This is a genomic window from Agrobacterium sp. K11, assembly GCF_059429395.1.
Genome location: NZ_JCAHRB010000003.1, coordinates 375,070 through 398,647, shown reverse-complemented (window position 1 = coordinate 398,647; position 23,578 = coordinate 375,070). Strand labels below are relative to the sequence as shown.

Sequence of the window (23,578 nt, the reverse complement as noted above, 5' to 3'; positions counted from 1 at the left end):
GTGACATTGGCGAGAATCGGGAGAAAAATGATGACTCAATCCTTGAGCATGAGCAGACGCGGCCTTATCGGTGTGGCGGGAGCAAGCGTTCTCGGCGCGCCGCTTCTGATGGCGCGCACCGCAACGGCGCAGACGAACCAGCCGCAAACTTCCATGGAGATCAAACACGCCATGCCGCCTGAAACCAATCGCTTCAAGCTTGGTACTTTCGAAGTGCTTGTCGTGAAGGACGGCGCGCGCGCCGCGCCCAATCCGGGCGAGACCTTCGGCACCGATCAGTCGGCGGAAACCGTCGGCAAGCTGCTGGAAGACAATTTTCTGCCGAAGGAGCAATTCGTCAATTCCTTCTCGCCGGTTCTCGTAAATACCGGCACGGACCTCGTGCTGTTCGACACGGGTTTCGGCGAGTCCGGCCGTGGCGCTGGTAATGGCCGTCTTATCGAAGGCATGGCGGCTGCCGGTTACTCTCCTGACGACGTGACCGTGGTGGTGCTGACCCACATGCACGGCGACCACATTGGCGGATTGATGGAAAAGGGCGCGCCGGCCTTCCCCAAGGCGCGTTATGTTTTCGGCCAGGCGGAATATGATTTCTGGACGGACGAGAAGCGGGTTGGCACGCCTGCCGAAGGCGGCCAGAAGGGCGTCATCGCCAACGTCAAACCGCTGGCGGAAAAGGCGACCTTCATCGGCGACGGTGCTGACGTAGTTTCCGGCATCACCGGCATTGCGGCGTTTGGCCATTCGCCGGGCCACATGATCTTCCGTGTCGAATCCGAAGGCAAGCAGCTGATCCTGACGGCTGATACGGCCAACCATTTCGTCCTGTCGCTGCAAAAGCCGGATTGGGAAGTGAAGTTCGACATGGACAAGGCGGCGGCAGCTGCAACCCGCAAGAAGGTCTACGACATGATCGCCACGGACCGGCTGCCGTTCCTCGGCTATCACATGCCTTTCCCGGCTGTCGGTTACGCGGAAAAGCTGGATACGGGGTACCGTTTCGTGCCGAAGTCCTACCAGTTCGACATCTGATGCATATCGCGCAAAAGCGTTAAGCGGTTTTGCGATAACGACATGCGTAAAAACAAGCAGTTAAAGCGCGTCGTGCGGAACAGGGATCCACAGGACGCTGTTTAACGCCTGCTGCAATGCAGCAACAGAATAAGCCCGGAAGGTCATTCCGGGTTTTTTCTATTTCCTTCCTGTCATGAACGTGTTACCAGCCCTCGCCAACTTCCAAGCAATCCTTGCAGGGCGCCGGGGTGAACTTTTCGTTCCGGGACGGCCACGCATTTTCATTATGAAGGAATTTGGTCATGGCACGCATCATTCAAACACCCACTGGTTTGGACGCCCTCACATTTGACGATGTGTTGCTGCAACCCGGACATTCCGAGGTTATGCCGGGACAGACGAATATCGCCACCCGCATTGCCCGTGATATCGATCTCAACCTGCCGATCCTCTCTTCCGCCATGGACACGGTCACGGAAGGCCGCCTTGCCATCGCCATGGCGCAGGCCGGCGGCATCGGCGTCATCCACCGCAACCTTACCCCCATCGAACAGGCCGAAGAAGTCCGGCAGGTAAAGAAGTTCGAGAGCGGCATGGTCGTCAACCCGGTCACCATCGGCCCGGATGCCACGCTGGCAGAAGCACAGGCTTTGATGAAGGCGCACGGCATTTCCGGCATTCCGGTGGTTGAAAACGGCGGTGCCGGCGGCCACAAGAATGGCCGTCTCGTCGGCATTCTGACAAACCGCGACGTGCGTTTCGCATCCGATCCGCAGCAGAAGATCTATGAACTGATGACCCGCGAAAACCTTGTTACGGTCAAGGAAAGCAGCGTCGATCAGCAGGAAGCGCGCCGCCTGTTGCACAAGCACCGCATTGAAAAGCTGCTGGTGGTGGATGGAAAAGGCAATTGCGTCGGCCTCATCACCGTCAAGGATATGGAGAAGTCGCAGCTCAACCCCAACGCCACCAAGGATGCGCAGGGCCGTCTTCGCGCCGCTGCCGCAATCAGCGTCGGTGCCGATGCCATCGAGCGCGCAGAACGCCTAATCGATGCCGGTGTTGACCTTCTGGTCGTCGATACCGCGCATGGCCATTCACAGCGCGTGCTCGATGCGGTTTCGGTGGTCAAGAAGATGTCGAACTCCGTTCGCATCATCGCCGGCAATGTTGCGACCGCTGACGGCACCAAGGCACTGATCGATGCCGGCGCCGATGGCGTCAAGGTCGGTATCGGCCCCGGTTCCATCTGCACCACCCGTATCGTCGCCGGCGTTGGCGTTCCGCAGCTTGCTGCGATCATGGCCTCTGTCGAAGTGGCCAATGCCGCAGATATTCCTGTCATCGCCGATGGAGGCATCAAGTTCTCGGGCGATCTGGCGAAGGCTATTGCCGCCGGCGCCTCCGCCGTCATGATCGGCTCGCTTTTGGCCGGCACGGATGAAAGCCCGGGCGAAGTGTTCCTCTATCAGGGCCGTTCCTTCAAGGCCTATCGCGGCATGGGTTCCGTTGGCGCCATGGCGCGCGGCTCCGCCGACCGTTATTTCCAGGCGGAAGTGCGCGACACGCTGAAGCTCGTTCCGGAAGGTATCGAAGGTCAGGTTCCCTATAAGGGTCCGGTCTCCGGCGTCCTGCACCAGCTGGCCGGTGGCCTGAAGGCTGCCATGGGTTATGTCGGCGGCGGCACGATCAAGGAATTCCAGGAGCGCGCCACCTTCGTGCGCATTTCCAGCGCGGGCTTGCGCGAAAGCCACGCCCATGACGTGACGATCACCCGCGAAAGCCCGAACTACCCCGGCGCGGTTTGATCTTTCGAGCCGAATCCGCAACAACATAGTCTCAGTATTTGGCGCTCCCCGATTCATGCCGGATCGGGGAGCGTTATTGTGATTGGAGGAGAAAGCATGTCACCAACGACCGCAATGTTCTGGCCGATGATAGCCCATGCATTTCTCGTGTTCGTTCTTTACGCCCTACTGCTTTACCGCCGCAAAAAATACACGCTGACGGACCGTGATACCGCGCTCAGATATCGCGATACGGGACAGGAAGGGCGCGAAAGCTATCTGGTCAACCGAAACATTGCCAACCAGTTCGAGCTTCCGGTTCTCTTCCACCCCGTCTGCCTGCTGCTTTATATTACCGACGCGGACAATATCGTTACCGTCGTTCTGGCCTGGCTGTTCGTGATTTCCCGTTATGCGCACTCCTTCGTTCACGTCACCAGCAACCGTTTGCGTTATCGTGCGCCATTGTTCGCGATTGGTTTCGCGCTTCTCGTCTGCCTCTGGGGCTGGCTCGCCATCTGGTTGGCGCTGGAGTGAGATGGCACCGTAAGGTTGCTTCATAAGTGAGACAATCGCGCCTCTAAAATGCTGCGATTTGCGATGGGTCAATTCCGTGACGCCCCATCCCCGGTAGTCTCTGCCTCGCCGTCGAGAATTTCAGGCGAGCAGAGATTAGGGAGTATGTCATGGCTAAAACAATGAAGGCCGCGGTTGTCCGCGCATTTGGCAAACCGCTGACCATCGAGGAAGTGGCGATACCGGATCCCGGCCCGGGTGAAATTCTCATCAATTACAAGGCGACCGGCATTTGCCACACGGACCTGCACGCCGCAACGGGCGACTGGCCGGTCAAACCCAATCCACCATTCATCCCCGGCCATGAAGGCGTCGGCTACGTCGCCAAGATCGGCGCTGGCGTGACCGGCATCAAGGAAGGCGACCGCGCCGGCACGCCGTGGCTTTACACCGCCTGCGGATGCTGCATTCCGTGCCGCACCGGCTGGGAAACTCTTTGCCCAAGTCAGAAGAACTCGGGTTATTCCGTCAATGGCAGCTTTGCGGAATACGGGCTTGCCGATCCGAAATTCGTTGGCCGACTTCCCGACAATCTGGAATTCGGCCCCGCTGCACCCGTGCTCTGCGCCGGTGTCACCGTCTACAAGGGTCTCAAGGAAACCGAAGTGAGGCCCGGCGAATGGGTGGTCATATCGGGCATTGGCGGGCTTGGTCATATGGCCGTGCAATATGCCAAGGCCATGGGCATGCATGTCGTTGCCGCCGATATTTATGACGACAAGCTGGAGCTTGCGAAAAAGCTGGGCGCGGATTTTACCGTCAACGGTCGGGCGCCGGATGCGGTGGAACAGGTGCAGAAGGCGACCGGCGGCGTCCACGGCGCGCTCGTGACGGCGGTTTCGCCCAAAGCCATGGAGCAGGCCTACGGTTTCCTGCGCTCCAAGGGCACGATGGCACTTGTTGGCCTGCCGCCGGGCTTCATCTCCATTCCGGTTTTCGAAACGGTGCTGAAGCGCATCACGGTGCGTGGCTCCATCGTCGGCACAAGGCAGGATCTGGAGGAGGCGCTTTCCTTCGCTGGTGAAGGAAAGGTAGCCGCCCACTTTTCCTGGGATAAACTCGAAAACATCAACGACATCTTCCGTCGCATGGAAGAGGGCAAGATCGACGGCCGTATCGTCGTGGACCTTGCCGCCTGAGACAGATGACCAGCGGCGGCGCTCACGCAAAAGTGTGCCGCCGCTTGTTCACCGGGCGACGATCTGCGCTATCCTCCCTGTGCATCTGCGCGTTCAGGGAGAAGAGAGCGATGGACGACAAGCCGAAGATTACGCAGGCCATGATCGACGCTTACGATGAATATACCCATCTCAGCCTCGATCGCCGCAAATTCATGGAAAAGCTCAGCCTGCTTGCCGGGTCCGGCGCAGCTGCTGCCGCAATCGCGCCGCTTCTTTCGGCCAACAGCGCCCGTGCGGCAATCGTCGCGCCTGATGATGCGGGTATCGTTGCGGAAGAGGTGACCTATCCCGCCCCCGGTGGCGAGATGAAGGGCTATCTCGTCACGCCGAAATCGGTTTCCGGCCCCATTGGCTCGGTTATCGTCATCCATGAAAACCGGGGCCTGAACGACCATATCCGCGATGTGGCAAGACGCGTGGCGCTTGCGGGGTTCAGGGCGCTTGCGGTTGATTTTCTGTCGCCGCAGGGCGGCACGCCTTCGGACGAGGATAAGGCACGGGAGATGTTCAGCGGCCTCGATATGGACGCAACAGTCGCCAATGCCGAAGCCGGTCGGGTGTGGCTCGCTGCAAGGCAGGGTGCGAACGGCAAGGTTGGTGCGGTCGGTTTCTGCTGGGGCGGCGGGCTGGTCAACCGGTTCGCCACCAAATCGGCAGGCCTGAATGCCGGTGTCGCCTATTACGGCCAGCAACCGCCGGCGGCCGATGTGCCTGCTATCAAGGCGCCCCTGCTGTTACAGTATGCCGGTCTGGATGAGCGCATCAATGCCGGTATCGACGCGTATAAAAAGGCGCTGGAGGAAAACGGCAAGACCTTCGAAATCTTCGTTTACGACGGCGTCAACCACGCCTTCAACAACGATACATCCTCGGCGCGATACGACAAGGCCGCGGCCGATCTCGCCTGGGGCCGGACGACGGAGTTCTTCAAAAAATATCTGGCGTGATGGGGTTTTGGTCCGCTGTGACGAACAACCCCTGAAATTCCACTCTAGACGCCGCCAGCCCCGCGTTTCAAATGCTCATCAAGCCGGGGCATGATCTCAACGAAATTGCAGGGCAGGTGGCGGTAATCGAGCTGGGCTTTGAGAATACCGTCCCAGGCATCCTTGCAGGCGCCGGGAGAGCCGGGCAGCACGAAGATGAAGGTGGCGTTTGCCACGCCGCCGGTCGCCCGTGACTGGATGGTGGCGGTGCCGATCTTTTCATAGGAAATGCGATGGAAGATGGCGGAAAAGCCGTCCATGCGCTTTTCGAACAGGGGTTCCAGCGCCTCGGGTGTCACGTCGCGGCCTGTAAAGCCGGTGCCGCCGGTGGTGATGACCACATCCACGCTCCCGTTGAGCGTCCAGTCGCGCACGGTGTTGAAAATAGCAGCCTTGTCGTCTGCCACGATGGTACGAGCGGCGACCTTGTGTCCGGCTTCCTCTATGCGTGCGACTAGCGTGTCGCCGGACTTGTCATTCTCAAGCGTGCGGCTGTCCGAAACGGTCAGAACCGCGATGCCGAGGGGAATGAAGGGTCTTTCGCCTGCCATGGCCTTATCCTCGAATTGTGTTGTCTTCAGATGGTCCGCGTCGCCTGAAAATACCAGCCGGGGCGCTTGTTTCGAAGCGATGTTTCCGCTTTTCGGGCGGCCTCGAAGGAATGAAATAATCCAAAACAGGTGGCACCCGAACCGGACATGCGCACAAGGGAAGCACCTTCCTGCGACAGCATGCCGGCGATTGCGCCGATCTCCGGCAGAAGTGCCTTCGCGGGGACTTCCAGATCGTTTCGGCTTTGCGCCAGAAAATCCATCCAGCCGTCTTCTTTGCGCTCCGGCAGGGGCGAGTTGGCCTTGTCGAGCAATCGCCGAAAAATCTCCGGCGTCGAGACCGCTTTCAGAGGGTTGGCCAGCACCAGAAAGAATTCCGGCAGATCGGAGACCGGCTCGATATCCTCGCCGATACCTCGTGCGATGAGTGGGCGGCTTTCAAGGCACATCGGCACGTCAGCGCCAAGCGCAAGCGCGATGGGTGCGAGATTTTCAGGAACAATCCCGGCATTCCAGTGCCGCAACAGCGCCCGCAGTGTCGCCGCCGCATCCGCTGAGCCGCCGCCGATTCCGGAGGCGACCGGCAGGTTCTTTTCGAGATGGATGGCAACCGGGCGTGCCGATTGACCTGCCGCCACAAGCGCATCACGCAAAAGGTCTCTGGCACGGACGACGAGATTGTTGCCGCCATCGCCTGCGCGCAGCAGATCGCCAAACGGGCCGGAGATGGAGAAAGTGTCGGCATCGGCATCGCGAACATGGATCGCGTCGCCTGCTTCGGTGAAGGTCACCAGCGTCTCGAGCAGATGATAACCATCTGCCCGCTGACCGGTTACATGCAGTGCCAGATTGATCTTGGCCGGGGCCGCCTCGTTTGTTTCGACAGCCCTGGTAATGTCATCCGCGCGCATGTCGCGTCAGGATTTCTTATCCGGGGCAGGGGCAACAGGGGCCGGTGCTGGCGGAGCCGGCGGCTGCGGCGCGGCCTCCTTCTTGGCGGTGTTTTCGGCGTCCTTTTCCAGCGGCGGCAGGCCGTTGGCAATCTTTTCCTTCACCTTGGCCTTGTCCAGATCGTCATTGTCGCCAATCAGTGCGCGGTTCCACTGATACACGGCCTCGATCTTGCGACCGACACGCCAGTAGGCATCGCCCAGATGATCGTTGATGGTCTGATCGCCGGCCTTTAGCTCGATTGCCCGCTCCAGTTCAGTCACGGCCTGGTCAAATGCGCCCAGCCGGAAATGCGCCCAGCCAAGCGAATCGACGATATAGCCGTCATTCGGCCGAAGCTCGACCGCGCGGCTGATCATCTTCATCGCTTCGTCGAGGTTGATGCCCTTGTCCACCCAGGAATAGCCGAGATAGTTCAGCACCTGCGGCTGTTCCGGGTTGAGTTCGAGCGCACGCTTGAAGTCCGGCTCGGCCTTGTCCCATTCCTTCAGGCGCTCATGGGCGATGGCGCGCTGGAAGAACACGGTCCAGTCCGACTTCTGCGGTACGGCACCGATCACCTCGACAGCCTTGTCGTAGTTTTCGGCCATGGCCTTGTAGTCCTTGGCGTCGGAAAGCACGCTGCCATAGGCGAGGTAAGAACGGATATCCTTCGGATCGGATTGCAGCAGGGATTGCAGGTGGTTGCGCGCTTCCTCCACCTTGCCCGTCTGCGCCAGCGTTAGCCCGAGCTGCAGCTCGGAGATGCGGTGCATCGGCGAATCCTTCGGCACGTCGCGGTAGAAGGCGATGGCGCGGTCGGGCTGTTTCATCGCCTCGGCAAGTCCGCCGAGAAGGATCAGCGTATCGGCGCTTTGCGGATCGAGCGCCCGCGACGTCTGAAGGTAAAGCGTGACGATCTCTTCGGCACCTTCGCGGTTCAGCGCGCCCGCGATCGAAAACATCACGGAAGCCGCGCCTTCAACGGCATTGGTGATCTGCTGCGGCGGCTTCTCGCCCTTCTCGATGGATTGGCGAAGCGCTTTGAGCGGCGCATAGTTCGGCGCAAAAGTGTCGCCGACCGCAATTGCGTCCAGCGCCTTCTGCTTGTTGCCGGCTGAAGCCTCCAGCCGTGCAAGCGCCATCACCGCGCGCATATAGGTGTCGGAAGCGGTTGCCCCGCCTTCACGATCCGTCACGGCCTCATTGAGGCTCTTGCGGGCAGCATCTGTGTTGCCGGCGACAAGGGCGATCGCGGCGGCATTGTATTTCTGGAAAATCGAAATCCAGCCCGGACCCTTCATGTTGTTGACGAGGGCCAGCGCTTCCTTGGGCTTGCCTGAACCGGCGCGCGCCCATGCCGTCAGAAGCGTGTTGACCATGCGGTCGAGATCGTTGGGGCCGGTATATTTCAGGATTTTCTCGGCCTTGACGAATTCCTTGTCCTTGATGGCGTCGAGGCCGCGCACGATGGTCGTCACGCGTTCGACGGAGGTATCGTCCTTCATCGAATCGGCAATCTTGGCGCCAGCCTCGAAATTGCCGCTCAACAGTTCGGCGATCATCAGGCGCTGGCGGATTTCCGAATTGGCCGGATCGAATTCCAGCGCCTTCTTGTAGAGCGAAATCGCGGTGGGGTAATCCTGATCGACATCGGCATTGCGCGCGGCTAGGAATGCGCCGGAGAAGGTATTTACCTTGGCAGGATCGAAAGTAACGGCCTTGGCTTCCGTTTTCGTCTCCGCAAAGCCGGGGCTTGCACCCGCGCCAAGTGCGAGAGCGGCGGCAAGAGCCGCGCTGCAGAGAAGACGAAGTGCTGGTTTACGCCGCATGAGGGAACCCTTGCCTTTGTGCAGAAGCACGGAAAAATCAGTTTCCATTGTTTGGTCACGATAGAATGGCTTTTTTGAAGCAACCCCGCAAGAAATTATGGCCCGCGCCACAATCTCCCCTTGCGGGACACCCAGTCCGAAACAGCGGCGGACGGTCTTGCCCATCCGCCGTTTGCCTGAGGCCTCCAGCGTCAGTTGAGACGCTCGATGCAGAAGTCGATGACTTCCAGAAGTGCGTTTTTCCACGGGCTTTCCGGCAGCGGTGCAAGCGCATCGCGGGCAATGGTGCCGTAATGCGTGGCGCGGCCGATCGTATCGCCAAGACCGTTGTATTTGGTGATGAGACCGAGCGCCTTTTCGAGGTTCTCGTCGCTGCTTTCACCCTTTTCGATGGCGTTGCGCCAGAAGGCGCGCTCATCCTGCGTGCCGCGGCGATAGGACAGGATGACCGGCAGGGTTATCTTGCCCTCACGGAAATCGTCACCCGTATTCTTGCCGAGATCGGCGGATTTGCCGCCGTAATCCAGCACGTCGTCAACGAGCTGGAAGGCGAGGCCGAGATTCATGCCGTAGGATTTCAGCGCGCTGCGGCTTGCCTTGTCGGTTTTGGCGACGATGGGGCCAACTTCCGCGGCCGCTGCAAAAAGGGCGGCCGTCTTGGCGCGAATCACCTGCAGATAATCGTCCTCGGTCGTTTCCATGTTCTTGGCGACCGAAAGCTGCAGCACTTCGCCCTCGGCGATGACCGAAGCGGCGGTGGACAGCACGTCGAGCGCATCCAGCGAGCCGACGTCCACCATCATGCGGAAGGCCTGGCCGAGCAGGAAGTCGCCGACGAGAACGCTTGCCTGGTTGCCCCAAATGGTGCGGGCGGTGGACTTGCCACGGCGCAGATCGCTTTCATCCACCACGTCGTCATGCAGCAGCGTCGCCGTGTGCATGAATTCCACGCTGGTGGCGAGCTTGATATGGTGGTCGCCCTCGTAACCGAACATCGAGGCAGAGGCCAGCGTCAGCATTGGCCGCAGGCGTTTGCCTCCGGACGAGATCAGATGGTTGGCCACCTCAGGTATCATCTGGACATCGGAACCGGCTCTGGAAAGGATAAGCTGGTTCACCCGTTCCATGTCGGCACGGGTCAGGTCGACAAGCGGCTTGACGGATGCGAGTTTGTTTTTGCTTTCTTCAAGCGGTATGACGACGCCCAAGGGACAGGACTCCTGTTCGAATTTGAGTTCGACAATAAAAACTGGCGCCTGTCGCGGCAAGGGGCGAATTGCCGCTAGCCATTCAAAAAAATGGGAATTTGGGGCTTATCCATGCGTGAACTGATCCGTACCAACGATGCCGTGCTGTTATCCTTCGCCGAAAGCCTGATGAAGGACGCCGGCATCCATTGCCTTGTCGCCGATCAGGCAATGAGCATTCTGGAAGGTTCGCTCGGTCTTTTGCCCCGCCGGTTCCTGGTGGAGGAAGACCGCGCCGGTGAGGCCCGCCGCATTCTCGTGGATGCCGGTCTGGGCGACGAATTGCGCAACGAAGAGGCGTAAACGAACGTGGGCGGCGAGATTTCGGAAACTTTGGATGCGTTTCACCGGGGCCGTTTTCACATTCTCCAGCCCAAGGGCAGGGGGCACCGCGCCGGCATGGACGCCATGCTTCTTGCCTCGATGGTGGCGGACGAGCGCGCCTGCCGCATAGCCGATCTCGGCGCGGGCGCGGGCGCGGCAGGTTTCGCGGTTGCCACGCGGCTTGAAAAGGCCGAAGTGACCCTGTTCGAACGTTCGCCGGAAATGGTGGAATTTGCCCGCCGCAGCCTGGCATTGCCGCAAAATGCCGCTTTTTCCGCCCGTATCAGCGTGTGTGAGGCCGACGTGACGCTGCGTGGCAAGGCGCGCGTCGAGGCCGGACTGCCGGACGGGCATTTTCACCACGTCATCATGAACCCGCCCTATAATGATTCAGGTGACCGCCGCACGCCCGATGCGCTGAAGGCTGAGGCCCACGCCATGACGGAGGGCCTGTTCGAGGACTGGATCAGGACCGCAGGTGCGATCACGGTTCCAGGCGGGCAGCTTTCCCTTATTGCACGGCCGCAATCGGTGGCGGAGATCATTGCCGCCTGTGGCAGCCGTTTCGGCGGCATCGAGATCACACTCATCCACCCACGCCCCGGTGAGGACGCGGTGCGCATGCTCGTAACGGCGATCAAGGGGTCACGGGCGCGGCTGTCGTTCCGGGCGCCGCTCGTCATGCACGAGACCGGCAGCCATGCCTTCACGCCCATCGTGGATGACCTGAATAATGGCCGCACCGCCTATCGCCGTAATGTAAAGGCAATCGGGCCTGGCCTATAAATTCGCCGTTCCTCCGGCCGCAAACCATTGTGTTTCGCAGGGCAATACATACATCCGTGACGAACAGGCAAATGCTGCGAGGAGTGAATTGTGGGTTTTCTGAAGTATCTGGTGCCGAAACGCTTTCGCAAAAAAGAACTCGTCATCCCGGTTGTGCGCATGCATGGCGCCATCATGGCTGGCGGCAACCAGTTCCGCCCCGCTCTCAATCTCGCCTCCTATGCACCGCTGCTGGAAAAGGCCTTTGCCATCAAGGACGCGCCAGCTGTCGCCATTTCCGTGAATTCTCCCGGTGGCTCGCCGGTGCAGGCGCGAATGATCTATAATCGCATCCGCCAGCTTGCCGAGGAAAAGGACAAGAAGGTCCTGATCTTCGTGGAGGATGTGGCGGCCTCCGGTGGCTACATGATCGCGCTTGCCGGCGACGAGATCATCGCCGACCCCACCTCCATCGTCGGTTCGATCGGCGTCGTTTCCGGCGGTTTCGGTTTCCCTGAAATGCTGAAGAAGATCGGGGTGGAGCGCCGCGTCTATACCGCCGGCGAGAACAAGGTCATCCTCGATCCCTTCCAGCCGGAAAAAGAGGGCGACATCGAATATCTGAAGTCGCTTCAGGTCGAAATCCACAATGTTTTCATCGATATGGTCAAGATGCGCCGCGGTGCAAAATTGAAGGGCGATGAGACGGTCTTCTCCGGCCTGTTCTGGACCGGTATGCGTGGCCTGGATCTCGGCCTGATCGACGGCTTGGGCGACATGAGGGAAGTTCTGCGCCGCCGTTACGGGACGAAGGTCAAGCTTCAGCTCGTCACCGGTGGGCGCTCGCTGTTCGGCAAAAAAGTGCCGGGCGTGAATGCGGCACTCGGCCTCAATGCCGAAAGGCTTGCGGCAGGCGCCGTCTCTGGACTTGCGGAAGTTGCCGAAGAAAAGGCATTGTGGTCGCGTTTCGGTCTATGATGTCGCAGGAATAGGGCCTTATGGCGCAGCTTATTACAATTGTTCTTCTGGTGGTGGGATCCGTCATCCTCTACCGCCGCTTCGTTCGCGATGCGGAAAAGCTTTCGGCAAAATCGAAGCAGCGCGAAAAGGAACGCGAAACCGGCGCCATCGGCACGCTGATCAAGGATCCCGAAACCGGCGAATACCGCGTGAAGCGTGAGGATGAGACGTAAGCCGGTGTCTCCACGCATAAATCCTTGACCCCTTCGCCATGCCGTGGCACCAGTCCGCATCCGAAGTAAGTCAGTGCTTACTTATCCTCACAACGCCGCGATGACTGCAATGACCGATATTCCAGACCATATGAACCCCAAGCGTTCCTTTCAGGCGCTGATCCTGACGCTGCACAATTACTGGGCCGACAAGGGCTGCGCGGTATTGCAGCCCTATGATATGGAAGTGGGCGCTGGTACGTTTCATCCGGCAACGACGCTGCGCGCGCTGGGCCCGAAGCCGTGGAAGGCTGCCTATGTGCAGCCCTCGCGCCGGCCTTCCGATGGTCGCTACGGTGAAAACCCCAACCGTTTGCAGCATTATTACCAGTATCAGGTCATTCTGAAGCCCAACCCTTCCAACCTTCAGGAACTGTATCTCGGTTCGCTGAAGGCGATCGGTCTCGATCCACTGCTGCATGATGTGCGCTTCGTCGAAGACGACTGGGAAAGCCCGACGCTCGGCGCCTGGGGTCTCGGCTGGGAGTGCTGGTGCGACGGTATGGAAGTGTCGCAATTCACCTACTTCCAGCAGGTCTGCGGCATCGAATGCTCGCCGGTCGCTGGCGAACTGACCTACGGTCTGGAGCGTTTGGCCATGTATGTTCAGGGCGTCGACAATGTCTACGACCTCAACTTCAACGGCCGCGAGGGTGAAGAGAAAATCTCCTATGGTGACGTCTTCCTGCAGGCCGAGCAGGAATACTCCCGCCATAATTTCGAATTTGCCGACACCGGCATGCTGCATCGCCATTTCATCGACGCGGAAAAGGAATGCCAGGCGCTTCTTGCCGCCGGTGCGCCGGGTGATGATGACAATCAGCGCCTGCATAAATGCGTGTTCCCGGCCTATGACCAGTGCATCAAGGCAAGCCATGTCTTCAACCTGTTGGATGCGCGCGGCGTGATCTCGGTGACGGAACGCCAGAGCTATATCCTGCGCGTGCGCACGCTGGCAAAAGCCTGCGGCGAAGCCTTCCTGCTCACGGATGCGGGCGGGTTGAACTGGAACAGGGCCGCCTAAACCTTTATGTAAGGCGGGGCAACAGTCTAACGTGCGGGTGCCGTTGCGGCGCTCGCGCCTCTTGAGGAGGGGTCGGGAATGTTCATCACGCTGGCAATCATCGCGGCAATCGCGCTCTATGTCGTCTTCATCTATAACGGCCTCGTCAAGGCGAGGCAGATGAAGGAAGAGGCGTGGTCGGGCATCGACGTGCAGTTGAAACGCCGCGCCGATCTCATTCCCAATCTCATCGAGACCGTGAAGGGCTACGCGGCGCATGAGAAAAGCACCTTCGAAGAGGTGATTGCCATGCGCAACCGGGCGCAGGCTGTGCCGGCGGGCGATGTCGAAGGCCGCGCCCAGGCGGAAGGCATGCTGTCGCAGGCGCTCGGCAAGCTCTTTGCGCTCGCTGAAGCCTATCCCGATCTGAAAGCCAATACGAACTTTCTGGAATTGCAGCGCTCGCTGGAAACCATCGAGGGCGAACTGCAGATGTCGCGCCGTTATTACAATGGCGCCGCGCGCGATCTGAACGTCAGGGTGGAAAGCTTCCCATCCAATCTGATCGCCGGCCAGTTCGGTTTTGCCAAGGCGCCTTATTTCGAGATCGACAACCCGGCAGACCGCGCCGTGCCGACCGTGAAATTCTAAGGCAACCGTTCCCAGGGGCCAAGTCCTCCCGCCGACATTCCTGTATCCCGGCTCTCTGCCGCATTCTTTGACAAGACGACGATCATGATCGAACTGACCATCACCCCGCCCGGCCACCCGCTTTCCGGCAAGGTAGAGCCGCCCGGCTCCAAATCCATCACCAACCGCGCGCTTCTGCTGGCTGGCCTCGCCAAGGGAAAAAGCCGCCTAACCGGCGCGTTGAAGAGCGATGATACGCTCTATATGGCCGAAGCCCTGCGCGCCATGGGCGTTAAGGTGACAGAACCTGACGCCACGACCTTCGTGGTGGAGGGTACAGGCGTGCTTCAACAGCCGGAAAAGCCGCTTTTTCTCGGCAATGCCGGCACAGCCACTCGGTTCCTGACTGCGGCTGCAGCGCTGGTGGATGGCGCCGTTATCATCGATGGCGACGAGCACATGCGCAAACGCCCGATCATGCCGCTGGTGGAAGCGCTGCGCGCCCTCGGCGTCGAAGCGGATGCGCCGACCGGCTGCCCGCCAGTCACCGTGCGGGGCAAGGGCATGGGTTTCCCGAAGGGCAGCGTCACCATCGATGCCAACCTCTCCAGCCAGTATGTGTCGGCACTTCTGATGGCGGCCGCCTGCGGCGACAAGCCTGTCGATATCATCCTCAAGGGCGAGGAAATCGGCGCGAAGGGTTATATCGACCTCACCACATCAGCCATGGAAGCTTTCGGTGCGAAGGTGGAGCGGGTCAGCAACGCCATCTGGCGCGTGCATCCGACCGGCTACACCGCGACCGATTTCCACATCGAACCGGATGCATCCGCCGCCACCTATCTCTGGGGCGCGGAGCTTCTTACCGCCGGTGCGATCGACATCGGCACGCCCGCCGACAAGTTCACCCAGCCGGATGCCAAGGCCTATGAGGTCATGGCGCAGTTTCCGCACCTGCCCGCTGAAATCGACGGTTCGCAGATGCAGGACGCCATTCCGACCATCGCCGTTCTCGCCGCGTTCAACGAAACGCCGGTACGTTTCGTCGGCATTGCCAATCTGCGTGTGAAGGAATGCGACCGTATCCGTGCCGTCTCGCTCGGCCTCAACGAAATCCGCAACGGTCTGGCGCATGAGGAAGGCGACGACCTGATCGTGCATGCCGACCCGGCGCTGGCGGGCCAGACGGTCGATGCCTCCATCGATACTTTTGCCGATCACCGCATCGCCATGAGCTTTGCGCTCGCGGCTCTGAAGATCGGCGGCATCGCCATCCAGAACCCTGCCTGCGTTGGCAAGACCTATCCGGGCTACTGGAAGGCGCTCGCCTCGCTCGGCGTCGACTATACCGAAAAGGAAAGTGCTGCCGAGCCGCAGCACTGAAACCGGCTGGAGGAGACCGCCCCGTGAAGACCATCGCCGCAAGACTTCTCGCGCTGCTTGTCTTCCTGGGCGCGACCTGCCCGGCCTTTGCGGAAGAATTCATCCGCTCCTATCATTCCGTCGTCGAGGTTGCGAAGAGTGGCGAACTGACGGTGACGGAAACCATCACCGCCCGTGCCGAAGGCCAGAACATCAAGCGTGGCATCTTCCGCGATTTCCCGCTTTATGCGCTGGATGCGAATAACCGACGCACCAAGGTGGATTTTAACGTCGTATCGGTGGAGCGCGATGGCGCGCCGGAGAACTGGCGCACCGAGAATATCGATGGCGGCATCCGCATTTATACCGGCAGCGCCGACCGTTTTCTTCCGACCGGCGAGCATATCTTCCAGATCACCTACACCACCGCCCGGCAGATCCGTTATTTCAGCGATTATGACGAACTCACCTGGAACGTCACCGGCAATGGCTGGCAGTTTCCGATGGGTGAGATTTCCGCCACCATCACTTTGCCACAGGGCGTGAAGGCCACCGATACTGCCGTTTTCACCGGTCCACTCGGTGCCAAAGGCAAGGATGCGCGCATTTTGAGCGAAGGCAACGAGGTGTTTTTTGCCTCTACCCGCCCGTTTTCAGTGGGCGAGGGCATGACAGTTGCCGTGAAGTTACCGAAGGGCGCCATTGCCGCCCCCGACTCCTCCCAGGAGGCAGGTTGGTGGCTACGTGACAATCTTGCCATCCTGCTTTCGGGCGGCGGGCTTTTCGCAGTGCTGCTCTATTATCTGCGAGCATGGTTCGCGGTCGGCCGTGATCCGGCCAGGGGTGTAGTCGTGCCGCGCTGGGATGCGCCGGAGGGGCTTTCGCCGGCTCTGGTCAATTACGTTGATAACAGGGGTTTTTCCGGCGCAGGCTGGACAGCGCTGTCCGCCTCGGCACTTGATCTGGCGGTCAAGGGTTATGTCGTTCTGGAGGATCTGAAGAACTCCATCGTCATCCGCCGCACGCAAAAGCAGGCTGGGGCGGAGTTGCCGAGCGGGCAGAAGACGCTGTTGTCCTCCATCGGCGGTCCGGGCGAGACGCTCACCATCGACAAGGCGCATGGAACGGAAGTCGAAAAAGTCGGCAAGCAGTTTCGCGCGGCGATAGAGAAAGAGCACCGCGGCAAATATTACCGCAGCAATGCCGGTTACATCGTTTTCGGCATCTTATTCAGCGTCGCCATCATCGTCGCGACGCTGGTGTTCGGTGATCTCGATGAAAGCTCCATTGCCGCCGTGCTGGTCTTCGGCTTTTTCGCCTTCTTCTTCAGCATCCTGTCGATCGGCATCGGCCGACAGTTCTCGCGTGGCGCGTCGTTGAGCAAGCGCATCGGCGGCATCGTTATGCTGGCCTTTGCCGGTTTTGTGGCTTTTTCGGTCATTGGCGGCATTGCCACACAGATCCTGCTGGATGTGACGCATGACACCAAGTCGCTGGCGCTGGCTGCCATCGGCGGCATCGTGCTTACCAACGCGCTGTTCCTGTTCCTGATGGGTGCGCCGACGCCGCTCGGCCGCAAGCTGATGGACGGCATCGAGGGCCTCAGAACGTATTTGACGCTGGCGGAAAAGGACCGGATGAATATGTCGGATGCCCCCGCCATGTCGCCGCAGCATTTTGAGACATTGCTGCCCTATGCGGTCGCGCTCGGCGTGGAAAAACCCTGGAGCCGCACCTTCGAGACCTGGCTCGCGACAGCCGCCGCTGGTGCCGCCGCGGCAAGTTATGCGCCCGGCTGGTATTTGGGCAGCAATTACGGCAGCTTCGGAGACCGGATTGGTGGGTTCTCCACTTCCATGGCGAATACAATCGCTTCCACCATTCCCCAGCCTGTCAGCTCATCTTCCTCCAGCTTTTCAGGTGGCGGTGGCGGTGGTTCTTCCGGCTCGGGCGGCGGCGGCGGTGGTGGTGGCGGCTGGTAACGTCCACCGGCGGTAATTTAACCGATAGCTGATGACTTTTGCCGCTGGTCTTGCTAAGTCCGCGACACTCTTTTGCAACAGATTAAAGTCCTTATCCCATGCCCGATCTTCTGCTTGAACTTCGCTCCGAGGAAATCCCCGCACGCATGCAGCGCAAGGCGGCGGGCGATCTGAAGAAACTCGTCACTGACGCCTTGGTGGAGAGAGGGCTGACCTATGAGGGCGCGCGCGAATATTGGACGCCGCGCCGCCTGACGCTGGATATTCGCGGCCTCAATGCCCGCTCCGCCGATGTGCGTGAGGAAAAGAAGGGTCCGCGCACCGATGCAAACGAAAAGGCGATTGAGGGCTTTCTGCGCGGCGCTGGCCTTAATGATGTCTCCGAGGCTCAGGTCGTTTCCGATCCGAAGAAAGGCGATTTCTACATCGCCATCATCAACAAGCCCGGCCGCCCGGCGGAAGAGATCATCGCCGAGGTGATGCCCGGCATCATCCGCTCCTTCCCCTGGCCGAAATCCATGCGCTCCGGCCCGGCCTCCATGCCGAAGGGTTCCAGCTATGCCGGCATCGAAGGCAAGGGCTCGGAGAGCCTGCGTTGGGTGCGCCCGCTGCAATCCATCGTCTGCCTGTTCGGCCCCGAACATGACGAAACCCAGGTCATTCCCTTTGTCATCGACGGCATCGTCGCTGGCAACGTCACCTATGGCCACCGTTTCCATGCGCCGGGTCCGATCACCGTGCGCCGTTTCGAGGATTATGTCTCCAGCCTTGAAAAGGCGAAGGTCATTCTCGATGCCGACCGCCGCAAGGATATCATCCTGCACGATGCCAAGGATCTGGCATTTGCCAACGGCCTTGAGCTGGTGGAAGACGAAGGCCTGCTGGAAGAAGTCTCCGGCCTTGTTGAATGGCCGCAGGTGCTGATGGGCACTTTCGAGGAGGATTACCTGCAAATCCCGGCGGAAATCATCCGGCTGACCATCAAGACCAACCAGAAGTGTTTCGTCACCCGCAATCAGGGTGCGGAAGAGGGTCTTTCCAACCGCTTCATCCTGATCTCGAACATCGAGGCAAGCGACGGCGGCAAGGAAATCATCCATGGCAACGGCAAGGTCGTCCGCGCCCGCCTGTCGGATGCCCGCCATTTCTGGAACCGTGACCAGGGCGATCTGCCCGATCTGGAGACGCTCAAGGATTCGGCTGCGAAATTTGGCCTCGATCTCAAGAAGCCGCTCGACCAGCGCATGGCCAAGCTCGATGCGCTGAACGTTACCTTCCATGCGAAGCTCGGCACTCAAGGGCAGCGTGTGGCCCGCATTCGCGAACTGGCCAAGGCTCTGGCCCCCGTCGTCGGTGCCGATGCTGCTATGGTGGACCGCGCCGTGGTGCTGGCGAAAGCCGACCTGCGCACCGAAGCCGTCGGCGAATTCCCCGAGCTTCAGGGCCTGATGGGCCGAAAATACGCAACCTTGCAGGGTGAAAACGAAAGTGTCGCCGCGGCGATCGAGGATCACTACAAGCCGCAGGGTCCCTCCGACCGCCTGCCAGCCGACAAGGTGGCGATCACGGTTGCTCTCGCCGACAAACTCGACACGCTCGTCGGCTTCTGGGCCATCGATGAAAAGCCTACCGGTTCGAAGGATCCCTTCGCACTGCGCCGTGCGGCGCTGGGCGTGGTTCGTATTCTGCTTGAAAAGAACGTGCGCCTGCCTCTCTTGAGCGTCGCGAAGGATACTGACCTTCTCTCCTTCTTCCATGACCGCCTGAAAGTCTATCTGCGCGACCTCGGCGCGCGTTACGATCTGATCGACGCCGTCCTGACGCCGGAATCCGACGACCTGCTGATGATCGCCCGCCGTGTCGAGGCGCTGACCGCCTTCATCACCGGCGAAGATGGCCGGAACCTGCTGGCCGGTGCAAAGCGCGCCACCCAGCTTCTGGCCGCAGAGGAAAAGAAGGGCACCGTGGTTGCGAACAGCGTTTCAGAAGAACTGCTGAAGCTCGACGCCGAAAAGGCGCTTTACGCGGGGATCAAGACCGCTTCCGCCGATGCCGCAAAGGCCGTCGAGACGGAAGATTTCCGCTCCGCCATGCAGGCGCTTTCGACGCTTCGCGCGCCCGTCGACAAGTTTTTCGAGGATGTGCTCGTCAACGACGAGGACGCGGCCATCCGCGCAAACCGTTTGGCGCTGTTGAAGGCCATTCGTGAAGCCACCGGAACGGTTGCGGATTTCTCGAAGATTACGGGGTGAGGCAGGGTTGCCAATGGTAATGTTTATGTTACTATTGCTCCATGAAGGTCGTTGAATATCTGGACCCTAACGGATCGAGCCCATTTGAGCGATGGTTCGTGAAGATCGACGCGCGTGCAGCGTCGAAGGTAACGATGGCCGTGACCCGGATGGGGCAGGGCAATCTCTCCAACGTAAAATCCGTTGGCTCCGGTGTTCTCGAATACCGGATCGATTATGGCCCCGGATATCGTGTCTATTTCGGGCGTGACGGTGATGAGCTGGTGATATTGCTGATTGGTGGAACCAAGGCACGGCAGCAGAACGATATCGAAGCGGCCAAGGCCTTTTGGCAGGATTATAAATCCAGAAAGGGCGCCCACAAGGGTGCCGGGATGGGTGATTGACATGGCGCTAACGCGGGAATTCAAACAGACAGTCAAGGCGAGGGCGGAAAAAGACCCAGCCTTCCGGGCGGCTCTCTTGTCGGATGCTGTGGAACTGTTGCTGGAGGGAGATGTCGAAACCGGCAAGTCGGTATTGCGAGATTTCATCAACGCCACGATCGGTTTCGAGACTTTATCCAAACACGTGGATGTGCCTGCGAAAAGCCTGATGCGCATGTTCGGCCCGAAGGGAAATCCCCGGGCCGATAATCTGTTTAGTGTCATTCAAGCGCTTCAGAAGAACTCGGGTATACATCTCGCTGTCGCAGCGGCCTGATGATCACCAAAATCCTAATCAGCGCCTGTCTCCTCGGCCAGGCGGTCCGCTATGACGGCAAGGGCAAACCTCTCGTACACCCGGCGATAGACCGCTGGCGGGATGAAGGCAGGCTGGTGGCGATCTGTCCGGAAATGGCGGGCGGGATGCCCGTGCCGCGCCCGCCGGCGGAAATTGAGAATAGCGCTTCCGGTCTCGATGTGCTGGAAGGCCGCGCCCGGGTGCTGGAAGTAACCGGCGGCGATGTCACAGCGGAATTTATTGCCGGTGCGGAAAAGGCGTTGGCCCTCGCTAAAGCCAATGGCTGTACGCACGCGCTGTTGATCGACGGCAGCCCGTCCTGCGGATCGGTCGCGATCTATGACGGCTCGTTCTCCGGCATCAAACATGCGGGCAATGGTGTGACGGCGGCACTGCTTGAAAGAGCGGGAATTGCGGTCTTTTCGCCTGCCGATATCGACCGGCTGGATACTTCGACACGTTGAAACAAAAAAACGCCGGAGTTTCCTCCGGCGTTTTCGTTTATCCATCACCTCGGCGTATATCACCCCGCCATGCGCATCTGCTCTGCCATGCCGTGGAGTTGGTTGCCGGAGGAGACGCGGAAGCCGCGGATGAGGTTCAGTAGCTCTTCGGTATCGACGGCCAGCGCTTCCGCCGAAGCCGTGGTCTCTTCCGCCATCGCCGCATTGTGCTGGGTGGCGACGTCGAGTTGGTTGAGCGACGTGGAGATAGAGCGCAGCGTCGTGTCCTGTTCGGCCGCCGAATGGGCGATCTTGCCGACGATCTCGTTGGCGGATTTGATCTGGTCCGAGATGCGTTTCAGCGCGTCACCGGCTTCGCCGACAAGACGCACGCCGTTTTCCACCTGGTTGGAAGAGCGGGCGATCTGGTCCTTGATCTCCTTGGCGGCGGCGGCAGATTTCTGCGCCAGTTCGCGCACTTCCTGTGCCACCACGGCAAAGCCCTTGCCCGCTTCCCCGGCACGCGCCGCTTCCACGCCCGCATTCAGTGCCAGAAGATTGGTCTGGAAAGCGATGTCGTCGATCACGCCGATGATGTTCGAAATCTGATCGGAAGATTGTTCGATGCCGCTCATCGCCGCAATCGCTTCTTCCACCACCCGGTCGCTGCGCATCGCTTCGGAACTGACTGTCGTGACGCGTTTGGCGGCGTCGGCTGCACCTTCAGCCGTCTGGCGTACCGCAACCGTCAATTCGTCGAGCGCGGCAGAGGTTTCCTCTAGATTTGCCGCCTGCCGTTCGGTGCGCTGCGAAAGCTCGTTGGAGGCCTTGCGGATTTCTTCCTTCGAACCGCCGATATCGATGCTCTTGGAATTCACCTTGGCCATGGCGGCGTCGAGATGGGTCAATGCCTCGTTGAAATTGTCGCGCAGCGCGGCGTAACGGTTGCCGAGATCGGCGCAACGCACGGTCAGATCACCGCCGGCGAGTTTTTCCAGCGCCTCGCCAATGGTGGTGACGACACGCGCCTGCAATGCGGCCTCGTCGCGCTGCATGTCGAGGTTGTTCTGGCGCTCGGCGTTGAGCTGCTGCTGCTGTTCTTCCTCCCGGCGCTGCATGGCGTGGCGCTCCCGCACCTTGTCCTGAAGCGAGGCCGTGGCCTTCGCCATCATGCCCACCTCGTTGGTCAGCCCGGTGTGGGGTATGGTGAGCGAGACGTTCTCATTGGCGACTTCACCGAGCGCCCTGTGAATGTCGCCGAGCGGCTTCGAGATCCCCCGGATAACGTAGAAGGCGGCGGCAAGTGCCAGCACGAAGATGGCGGCACCGATGGACAGCGCCCTCATCACCTCGCCACGAACCTGGGCATTCAGATCATCGATGTAAACGCCGGTCACGACCACCACCTGCCATGGCTCGAAAGCAAGGGCGTAGGAGCTTTTGGCGTAGTCATTGCCTTCCATGCCGGGCTTCGGACCGTAGAAATCCGTCTGGCCGCCGCCGTTGCGGCCAAGCCGTACGAGCTCGTCACGATACTGGAAGCCCTTGCTGTCCGGCTTGCCCTTGTAGTTCTCGCCGACACGCTTCGCGTCGGGATGGAATTTCATCGTCACGTCGTAGTCGTAACCGAACAGATAGCCATCCGGGGTGAACCGCATGGCGCTGACGGTCGCGAAGGCCTGCTTCATGGCGTCTTCGCGTGAAAGTGTCCCGGCCTTTTCCTTGTCGTGGAAGGATTGCAGGATGGAAATGGCGGATTGCACCTGTGTCCGCAGCATGCCGTAGCGTTCTTCATAGATCGCGTCGGTGGCAGATTTCAGCTGGTAAAACGTTGCTGCTGCGAAGGCGGCCATAAGGGCCACCACGAGCACGATCAGCTGACGGGAAATGGAAAGATTCTTCATGGGCGCTCACAAGCTTTTGCGTCGCGAGCCGGAAAAAGCCGCGCGCTGCCGAAGTTTCGAAAATGGGAAGGCGCCTGATGCGCTGTGATCAGCCTGAAAGCGAAAGTCCGCTTTAAGCCCTCATGTCGTGCTGCATCGCACTATGAGGTCACTTAGCGGCAAAAAATTTGAATAAATATTTAATTAGCAAAAGCTTTATGAGCGTGCTTGGCAGAATAATGGATGCATAATTTATTATTCACCGGATGGTTGCCGTGCACTTCGAAAAATGCAGCGATGACGCGATTATTTGACTTTTGTCATCAAAGACGCCGCCGACACTGTCGGTCAATTGCCGCGCAATTTGAAATCCTGGAAATCGGGTGCCGCCATTGCTGATGCGCTTGACGGTGCCGTGGCATTGGCCGCCGAAATTGTCTTCGTCGCTGCCGTGGTCGCGGTCATGTCTATGCCTGCTGGCGTGGCTGCCGTTTCCTCGGGGGGAGTGCCAGCTTCACCCTCATCATAGGTGGCAATTGCGGTGCCAGGGGTTTCCTGCGGCATCCAAGCGGGATTGGTGCTGACGAAGGTGACGGGCGCGCCGCCAAGCCAGGCCTCGGTGCGCACCAGCGTGCGCTTACCCTCGATTTCACGCATTTCCGTGTGCTGCGTGCCCGGCTCGATGGAGGGGATGGCAAAGCCCTCGGGGGCAGGGTTGTCCTTCACGGGCTGGCAGCGGGCGCAGTCGAGGCGAACGAAGCTGCCATTGCTGGTGTGGGTGCCGTTTACATATTCGATGGAAGACGCCACCGCAGACCCGCCGGTCAGCGCGACAACCGCTGTCAAAAGAAGACGACGCATCGAAAAACCCCCGA

The 23,578-nt window shown here is 60.0% G+C and carries 23 protein-coding genes; 17 read left to right on the top strand and 6 right to left on the bottom strand.

Annotation, left to right across the window (positions count from 1 at the left end; translation table 11 throughout):
- Positions 1 to 30: 30 nt before the first annotated feature.
- From AC5SEO_RS07140 to AC5SEO_RS07120, 5 genes are all read left to right on the top strand, one after another.
- Positions 31 to 1,032: an MBL fold metallo-hydrolase gene (locus tag AC5SEO_RS07140; protein ID WP_003515164.1), complete on the top strand. Its 1,002-nt coding sequence runs from the start codon at positions 31 to 33 to the stop codon at positions 1,030 to 1,032.
- Positions 1,033 to 1,316: 284 nt separating this feature from the next.
- The gene (gene guaB / locus AC5SEO_RS07135) at positions 1,317 to 2,822 is read left to right on the top strand and encodes an IMP dehydrogenase (RefSeq protein ID WP_003515165.1); all 1,506 of its coding nucleotides are present in this window, start codon (positions 1,317 to 1,319) and stop codon (positions 2,820 to 2,822) included.
- A gap of 114 nt (positions 2,823 to 2,936) precedes the next feature.
- Positions 2,937 to 3,338: an MAPEG family protein gene (locus tag AC5SEO_RS07130; RefSeq protein WP_003515166.1), complete on the top strand. Its 402-nt coding sequence runs from the start codon at positions 2,937 to 2,939 to the stop codon at positions 3,336 to 3,338.
- Between the two features lie 149 nt (positions 3,339 to 3,487).
- Positions 3,488 to 4,516 carry an alcohol dehydrogenase AdhP gene (gene adhP, locus AC5SEO_RS07125; RefSeq protein ID WP_003515167.1) on the top strand — a complete coding sequence of 343 codons (1,029 nt, stop codon included), beginning with the start codon at positions 3,488 to 3,490 and terminating at the stop codon, positions 4,514 to 4,516.
- A gap of 110 nt (positions 4,517 to 4,626) precedes the next feature.
- Positions 4,627 to 5,505: a dienelactone hydrolase family protein gene (locus AC5SEO_RS07120; protein WP_065661349.1), complete on the top strand. Its 879-nt coding sequence runs from the start codon at positions 4,627 to 4,629 to the stop codon at positions 5,503 to 5,505.
- A gap of 44 nt (positions 5,506 to 5,549) precedes the next feature.
- On the opposite strand, the gene moaB is transcribed toward AC5SEO_RS07120, so the two are convergent.
- From moaB to AC5SEO_RS07100, 4 genes are all read right to left on the bottom strand, one after another.
- Complete coding sequence (gene moaB, locus AC5SEO_RS07115) at positions 5,550 to 6,095, bottom strand: molybdenum cofactor biosynthesis protein B (RefSeq protein ID WP_003515169.1); 546 nt, start codon at positions 6,093 to 6,095, stop codon at positions 5,550 to 5,552.
- A 26-nt stretch (positions 6,096 to 6,121) separates the two neighbouring features.
- Positions 6,122 to 7,006 (bottom strand): 4-(cytidine 5'-diphospho)-2-C-methyl-D-erythritol kinase, encoded by an 885-nt coding sequence (locus AC5SEO_RS07110; RefSeq protein ID WP_003515170.1) that lies wholly within the window; start codon positions 7,004 to 7,006, stop codon positions 6,122 to 6,124.
- Between the two features lie 6 nt (positions 7,007 to 7,012).
- Entirely contained in the window at positions 7,013 to 8,857 is a 1,845-nt protein-coding gene (locus tag AC5SEO_RS07105) for a tetratricopeptide repeat protein (RefSeq protein WP_026330626.1), read from the bottom strand.
- A 191-nt stretch (positions 8,858 to 9,048) separates the two neighbouring features.
- Positions 9,049 to 10,065: a polyprenyl synthetase family protein gene (locus AC5SEO_RS07100; RefSeq protein ID WP_026330625.1), complete on the bottom strand. Its 1,017-nt coding sequence runs from the start codon at positions 10,063 to 10,065 to the stop codon at positions 9,049 to 9,051.
- Between the two features lie 111 nt (positions 10,066 to 10,176).
- On the opposite strand from AC5SEO_RS07100, the gene AC5SEO_RS07095 reads away from it, so the two are divergent.
- The 12 genes from AC5SEO_RS07095 to AC5SEO_RS07040 all read left to right on the top strand — a co-directional run bounded on the left by AC5SEO_RS07095 (position 10,177) and on the right by AC5SEO_RS07040 (position 20,841).
- Positions 10,177 to 10,407, top strand: a complete 231-nt coding sequence (locus AC5SEO_RS07095; protein ID WP_003515173.1) for a putative signal transducing protein — start codon at positions 10,177 to 10,179, stop codon at positions 10,405 to 10,407.
- A 6-nt stretch (positions 10,408 to 10,413) separates the two neighbouring features.
- Positions 10,414 to 11,214 carry a methyltransferase gene (locus tag AC5SEO_RS07090; protein WP_174068005.1) on the top strand — a complete coding sequence of 267 codons (801 nt, stop codon included), beginning with the start codon at positions 10,414 to 10,416 and terminating at the stop codon, positions 11,212 to 11,214.
- Between the two features lie 87 nt (positions 11,215 to 11,301).
- Positions 11,302 to 12,171, top strand: a complete 870-nt coding sequence (locus tag AC5SEO_RS07085; protein ID WP_025592532.1) for a S49 family peptidase — start codon at positions 11,302 to 11,304, stop codon at positions 12,169 to 12,171.
- Between the two features lie 20 nt (positions 12,172 to 12,191).
- Positions 12,192 to 12,386 (top strand): NfeD family protein, encoded by a 195-nt coding sequence (locus AC5SEO_RS07080; protein ID WP_003515179.1) that lies wholly within the window; start codon positions 12,192 to 12,194, stop codon positions 12,384 to 12,386.
- Positions 12,387 to 12,486: 100 nt separating this feature from the next.
- A complete protein-coding gene (locus AC5SEO_RS07075; protein WP_162736222.1) occupies positions 12,487 to 13,449 on the top strand; it encodes a glycine--tRNA ligase subunit alpha in 963 nt (320 codons plus the stop codon).
- 78 nt (positions 13,450 to 13,527) lie between these two features.
- The gene (locus AC5SEO_RS07070; protein ID WP_025592535.1) at positions 13,528 to 14,079 is read left to right on the top strand and encodes a LemA family protein; all 552 of its coding nucleotides are present in this window, start codon (positions 13,528 to 13,530) and stop codon (positions 14,077 to 14,079) included.
- 84 nt (positions 14,080 to 14,163) lie between these two features.
- Positions 14,164 to 15,441: a 3-phosphoshikimate 1-carboxyvinyltransferase gene (locus AC5SEO_RS07065; protein WP_080799348.1), complete on the top strand. Its 1,278-nt coding sequence runs from the start codon at positions 14,164 to 14,166 to the stop codon at positions 15,439 to 15,441.
- Positions 15,442 to 15,464: 23 nt separating this feature from the next.
- Positions 15,465 to 17,402, top strand: a complete 1,938-nt coding sequence (locus AC5SEO_RS07060) for a DUF2207 family protein (protein WP_174068006.1) — start codon at positions 15,465 to 15,467, stop codon at positions 17,400 to 17,402.
- 98 nt (positions 17,403 to 17,500) lie between these two features.
- Entirely contained in the window at positions 17,501 to 19,654 is a 2,154-nt protein-coding gene (glyS, locus tag AC5SEO_RS07055) for a glycine--tRNA ligase subunit beta (RefSeq protein ID WP_174068007.1), read from the top strand.
- Positions 19,655 to 19,695: 41 nt separating this feature from the next.
- Entirely contained in the window at positions 19,696 to 20,040 is a 345-nt protein-coding gene (locus AC5SEO_RS07050; protein ID WP_003515189.1) for a type II toxin-antitoxin system RelE/ParE family toxin, read from the top strand.
- Between the two features lies 1 nt (position 20,041).
- Complete coding sequence (locus AC5SEO_RS07045; RefSeq protein ID WP_003515190.1) at positions 20,042 to 20,356, top strand: helix-turn-helix domain-containing transcriptional regulator; 315 nt, start codon at positions 20,042 to 20,044, stop codon at positions 20,354 to 20,356.
- Positions 20,356 to 20,841, top strand: a complete 486-nt coding sequence (locus AC5SEO_RS07040) for a 2-thiouracil desulfurase family protein (RefSeq protein ID WP_174061602.1) — start codon at positions 20,356 to 20,358, stop codon at positions 20,839 to 20,841. Before AC5SEO_RS07045 ends, AC5SEO_RS07040 begins: the two co-directional genes overlap by 1 nt.
- A 59-nt stretch (positions 20,842 to 20,900) precedes the next feature.
- Here the strand turns inward: AC5SEO_RS07040 and AC5SEO_RS07035 are convergent, their stop codons facing one another.
- Positions 20,901 to 22,724 (bottom strand): methyl-accepting chemotaxis protein, encoded by a 1,824-nt coding sequence (locus tag AC5SEO_RS07035; protein ID WP_025592543.1) that lies wholly within the window; start codon positions 22,722 to 22,724, stop codon positions 20,901 to 20,903.
- Positions 22,725 to 23,051: 327 nt separating this feature from the next.
- The gene (locus AC5SEO_RS07030) at positions 23,052 to 23,564 is read right to left on the bottom strand and encodes a plant virulence effector HPE1-like domain-containing protein (RefSeq protein ID WP_149909639.1); all 513 of its coding nucleotides are present in this window, start codon (positions 23,562 to 23,564) and stop codon (positions 23,052 to 23,054) included.
- Positions 23,565 to 23,578: the final 14 nt, after the last annotated feature.

Excerpts from the sequence above, each read along its gene's own strand:
- AC5SEO_RS07105 (WP_026330626.1), bottom strand. The coding sequence starts at position 8,857 with ATGCGGCGTAAACCAGCACTTCGTCTTCTCTGCAGCGCGGCTCTTGCC.
- AC5SEO_RS07070 (WP_025592535.1), top strand. The coding sequence starts at position 13,528 with ATGTTCATCACGCTGGCAATCATCGCGGCAATCGCGCTCTATGTCGTC.
- adhP (WP_003515167.1), top strand. The coding sequence starts at position 3,488 with ATGGCTAAAACAATGAAGGCCGCGGTTGTCCGCGCATTTGGCAAACCG.
- guaB (WP_003515165.1), top strand. The coding sequence starts at position 1,317 with ATGGCACGCATCATTCAAACACCCACTGGTTTGGACGCCCTCACATTT.
- AC5SEO_RS07140 (WP_003515164.1), top strand. The coding sequence starts at position 31 with ATGACTCAATCCTTGAGCATGAGCAGACGCGGCCTTATCGGTGTGGCG.
- AC5SEO_RS07130 (WP_003515166.1), top strand. The coding sequence starts at position 2,937 with ATGTTCTGGCCGATGATAGCCCATGCATTTCTCGTGTTCGTTCTTTAC.
- AC5SEO_RS07065 (WP_080799348.1), top strand. The coding sequence starts at position 14,164 with ATGATCGAACTGACCATCACCCCGCCCGGCCACCCGCTTTCCGGCAAG.
- AC5SEO_RS07075 (WP_162736222.1), top strand. The coding sequence starts at position 12,487 with ATGACTGCAATGACCGATATTCCAGACCATATGAACCCCAAGCGTTCC.
- moaB (WP_003515169.1), bottom strand. The coding sequence starts at position 6,095 with ATGGCAGGCGAAAGACCCTTCATTCCCCTCGGCATCGCGGTTCTGACC.
- AC5SEO_RS07080 (WP_003515179.1), top strand. The coding sequence starts at position 12,192 with ATGGCGCAGCTTATTACAATTGTTCTTCTGGTGGTGGGATCCGTCATC.
- AC5SEO_RS07035 (WP_025592543.1), bottom strand. The coding sequence starts at position 22,724 with ATGAAGAATCTTTCCATTTCCCGTCAGCTGATCGTGCTCGTGGTGGCC.
- AC5SEO_RS07040 (WP_174061602.1), top strand. The coding sequence starts at position 20,356 with ATGATCACCAAAATCCTAATCAGCGCCTGTCTCCTCGGCCAGGCGGTC.
- AC5SEO_RS07045 (WP_003515190.1), top strand. The coding sequence starts at position 20,042 with ATGGCGCTAACGCGGGAATTCAAACAGACAGTCAAGGCGAGGGCGGAA.
- AC5SEO_RS07050 (WP_003515189.1), top strand. The coding sequence starts at position 19,696 with ATGAAGGTCGTTGAATATCTGGACCCTAACGGATCGAGCCCATTTGAG.
- AC5SEO_RS07110 (WP_003515170.1), bottom strand. The coding sequence starts at position 7,006 with ATGCGCGCGGATGACATTACCAGGGCTGTCGAAACAAACGAGGCGGCC.
- AC5SEO_RS07120 (WP_065661349.1), top strand. The coding sequence starts at position 4,627 with ATGGACGACAAGCCGAAGATTACGCAGGCCATGATCGACGCTTACGAT.
- AC5SEO_RS07030 (WP_149909639.1), bottom strand. The coding sequence starts at position 23,564 with ATGCGTCGTCTTCTTTTGACAGCGGTTGTCGCGCTGACCGGCGGGTCT.
- glyS (WP_174068007.1), top strand. The coding sequence starts at position 17,501 with ATGCCCGATCTTCTGCTTGAACTTCGCTCCGAGGAAATCCCCGCACGC.
- AC5SEO_RS07095 (WP_003515173.1), top strand. The coding sequence starts at position 10,177 with ATGCGTGAACTGATCCGTACCAACGATGCCGTGCTGTTATCCTTCGCC.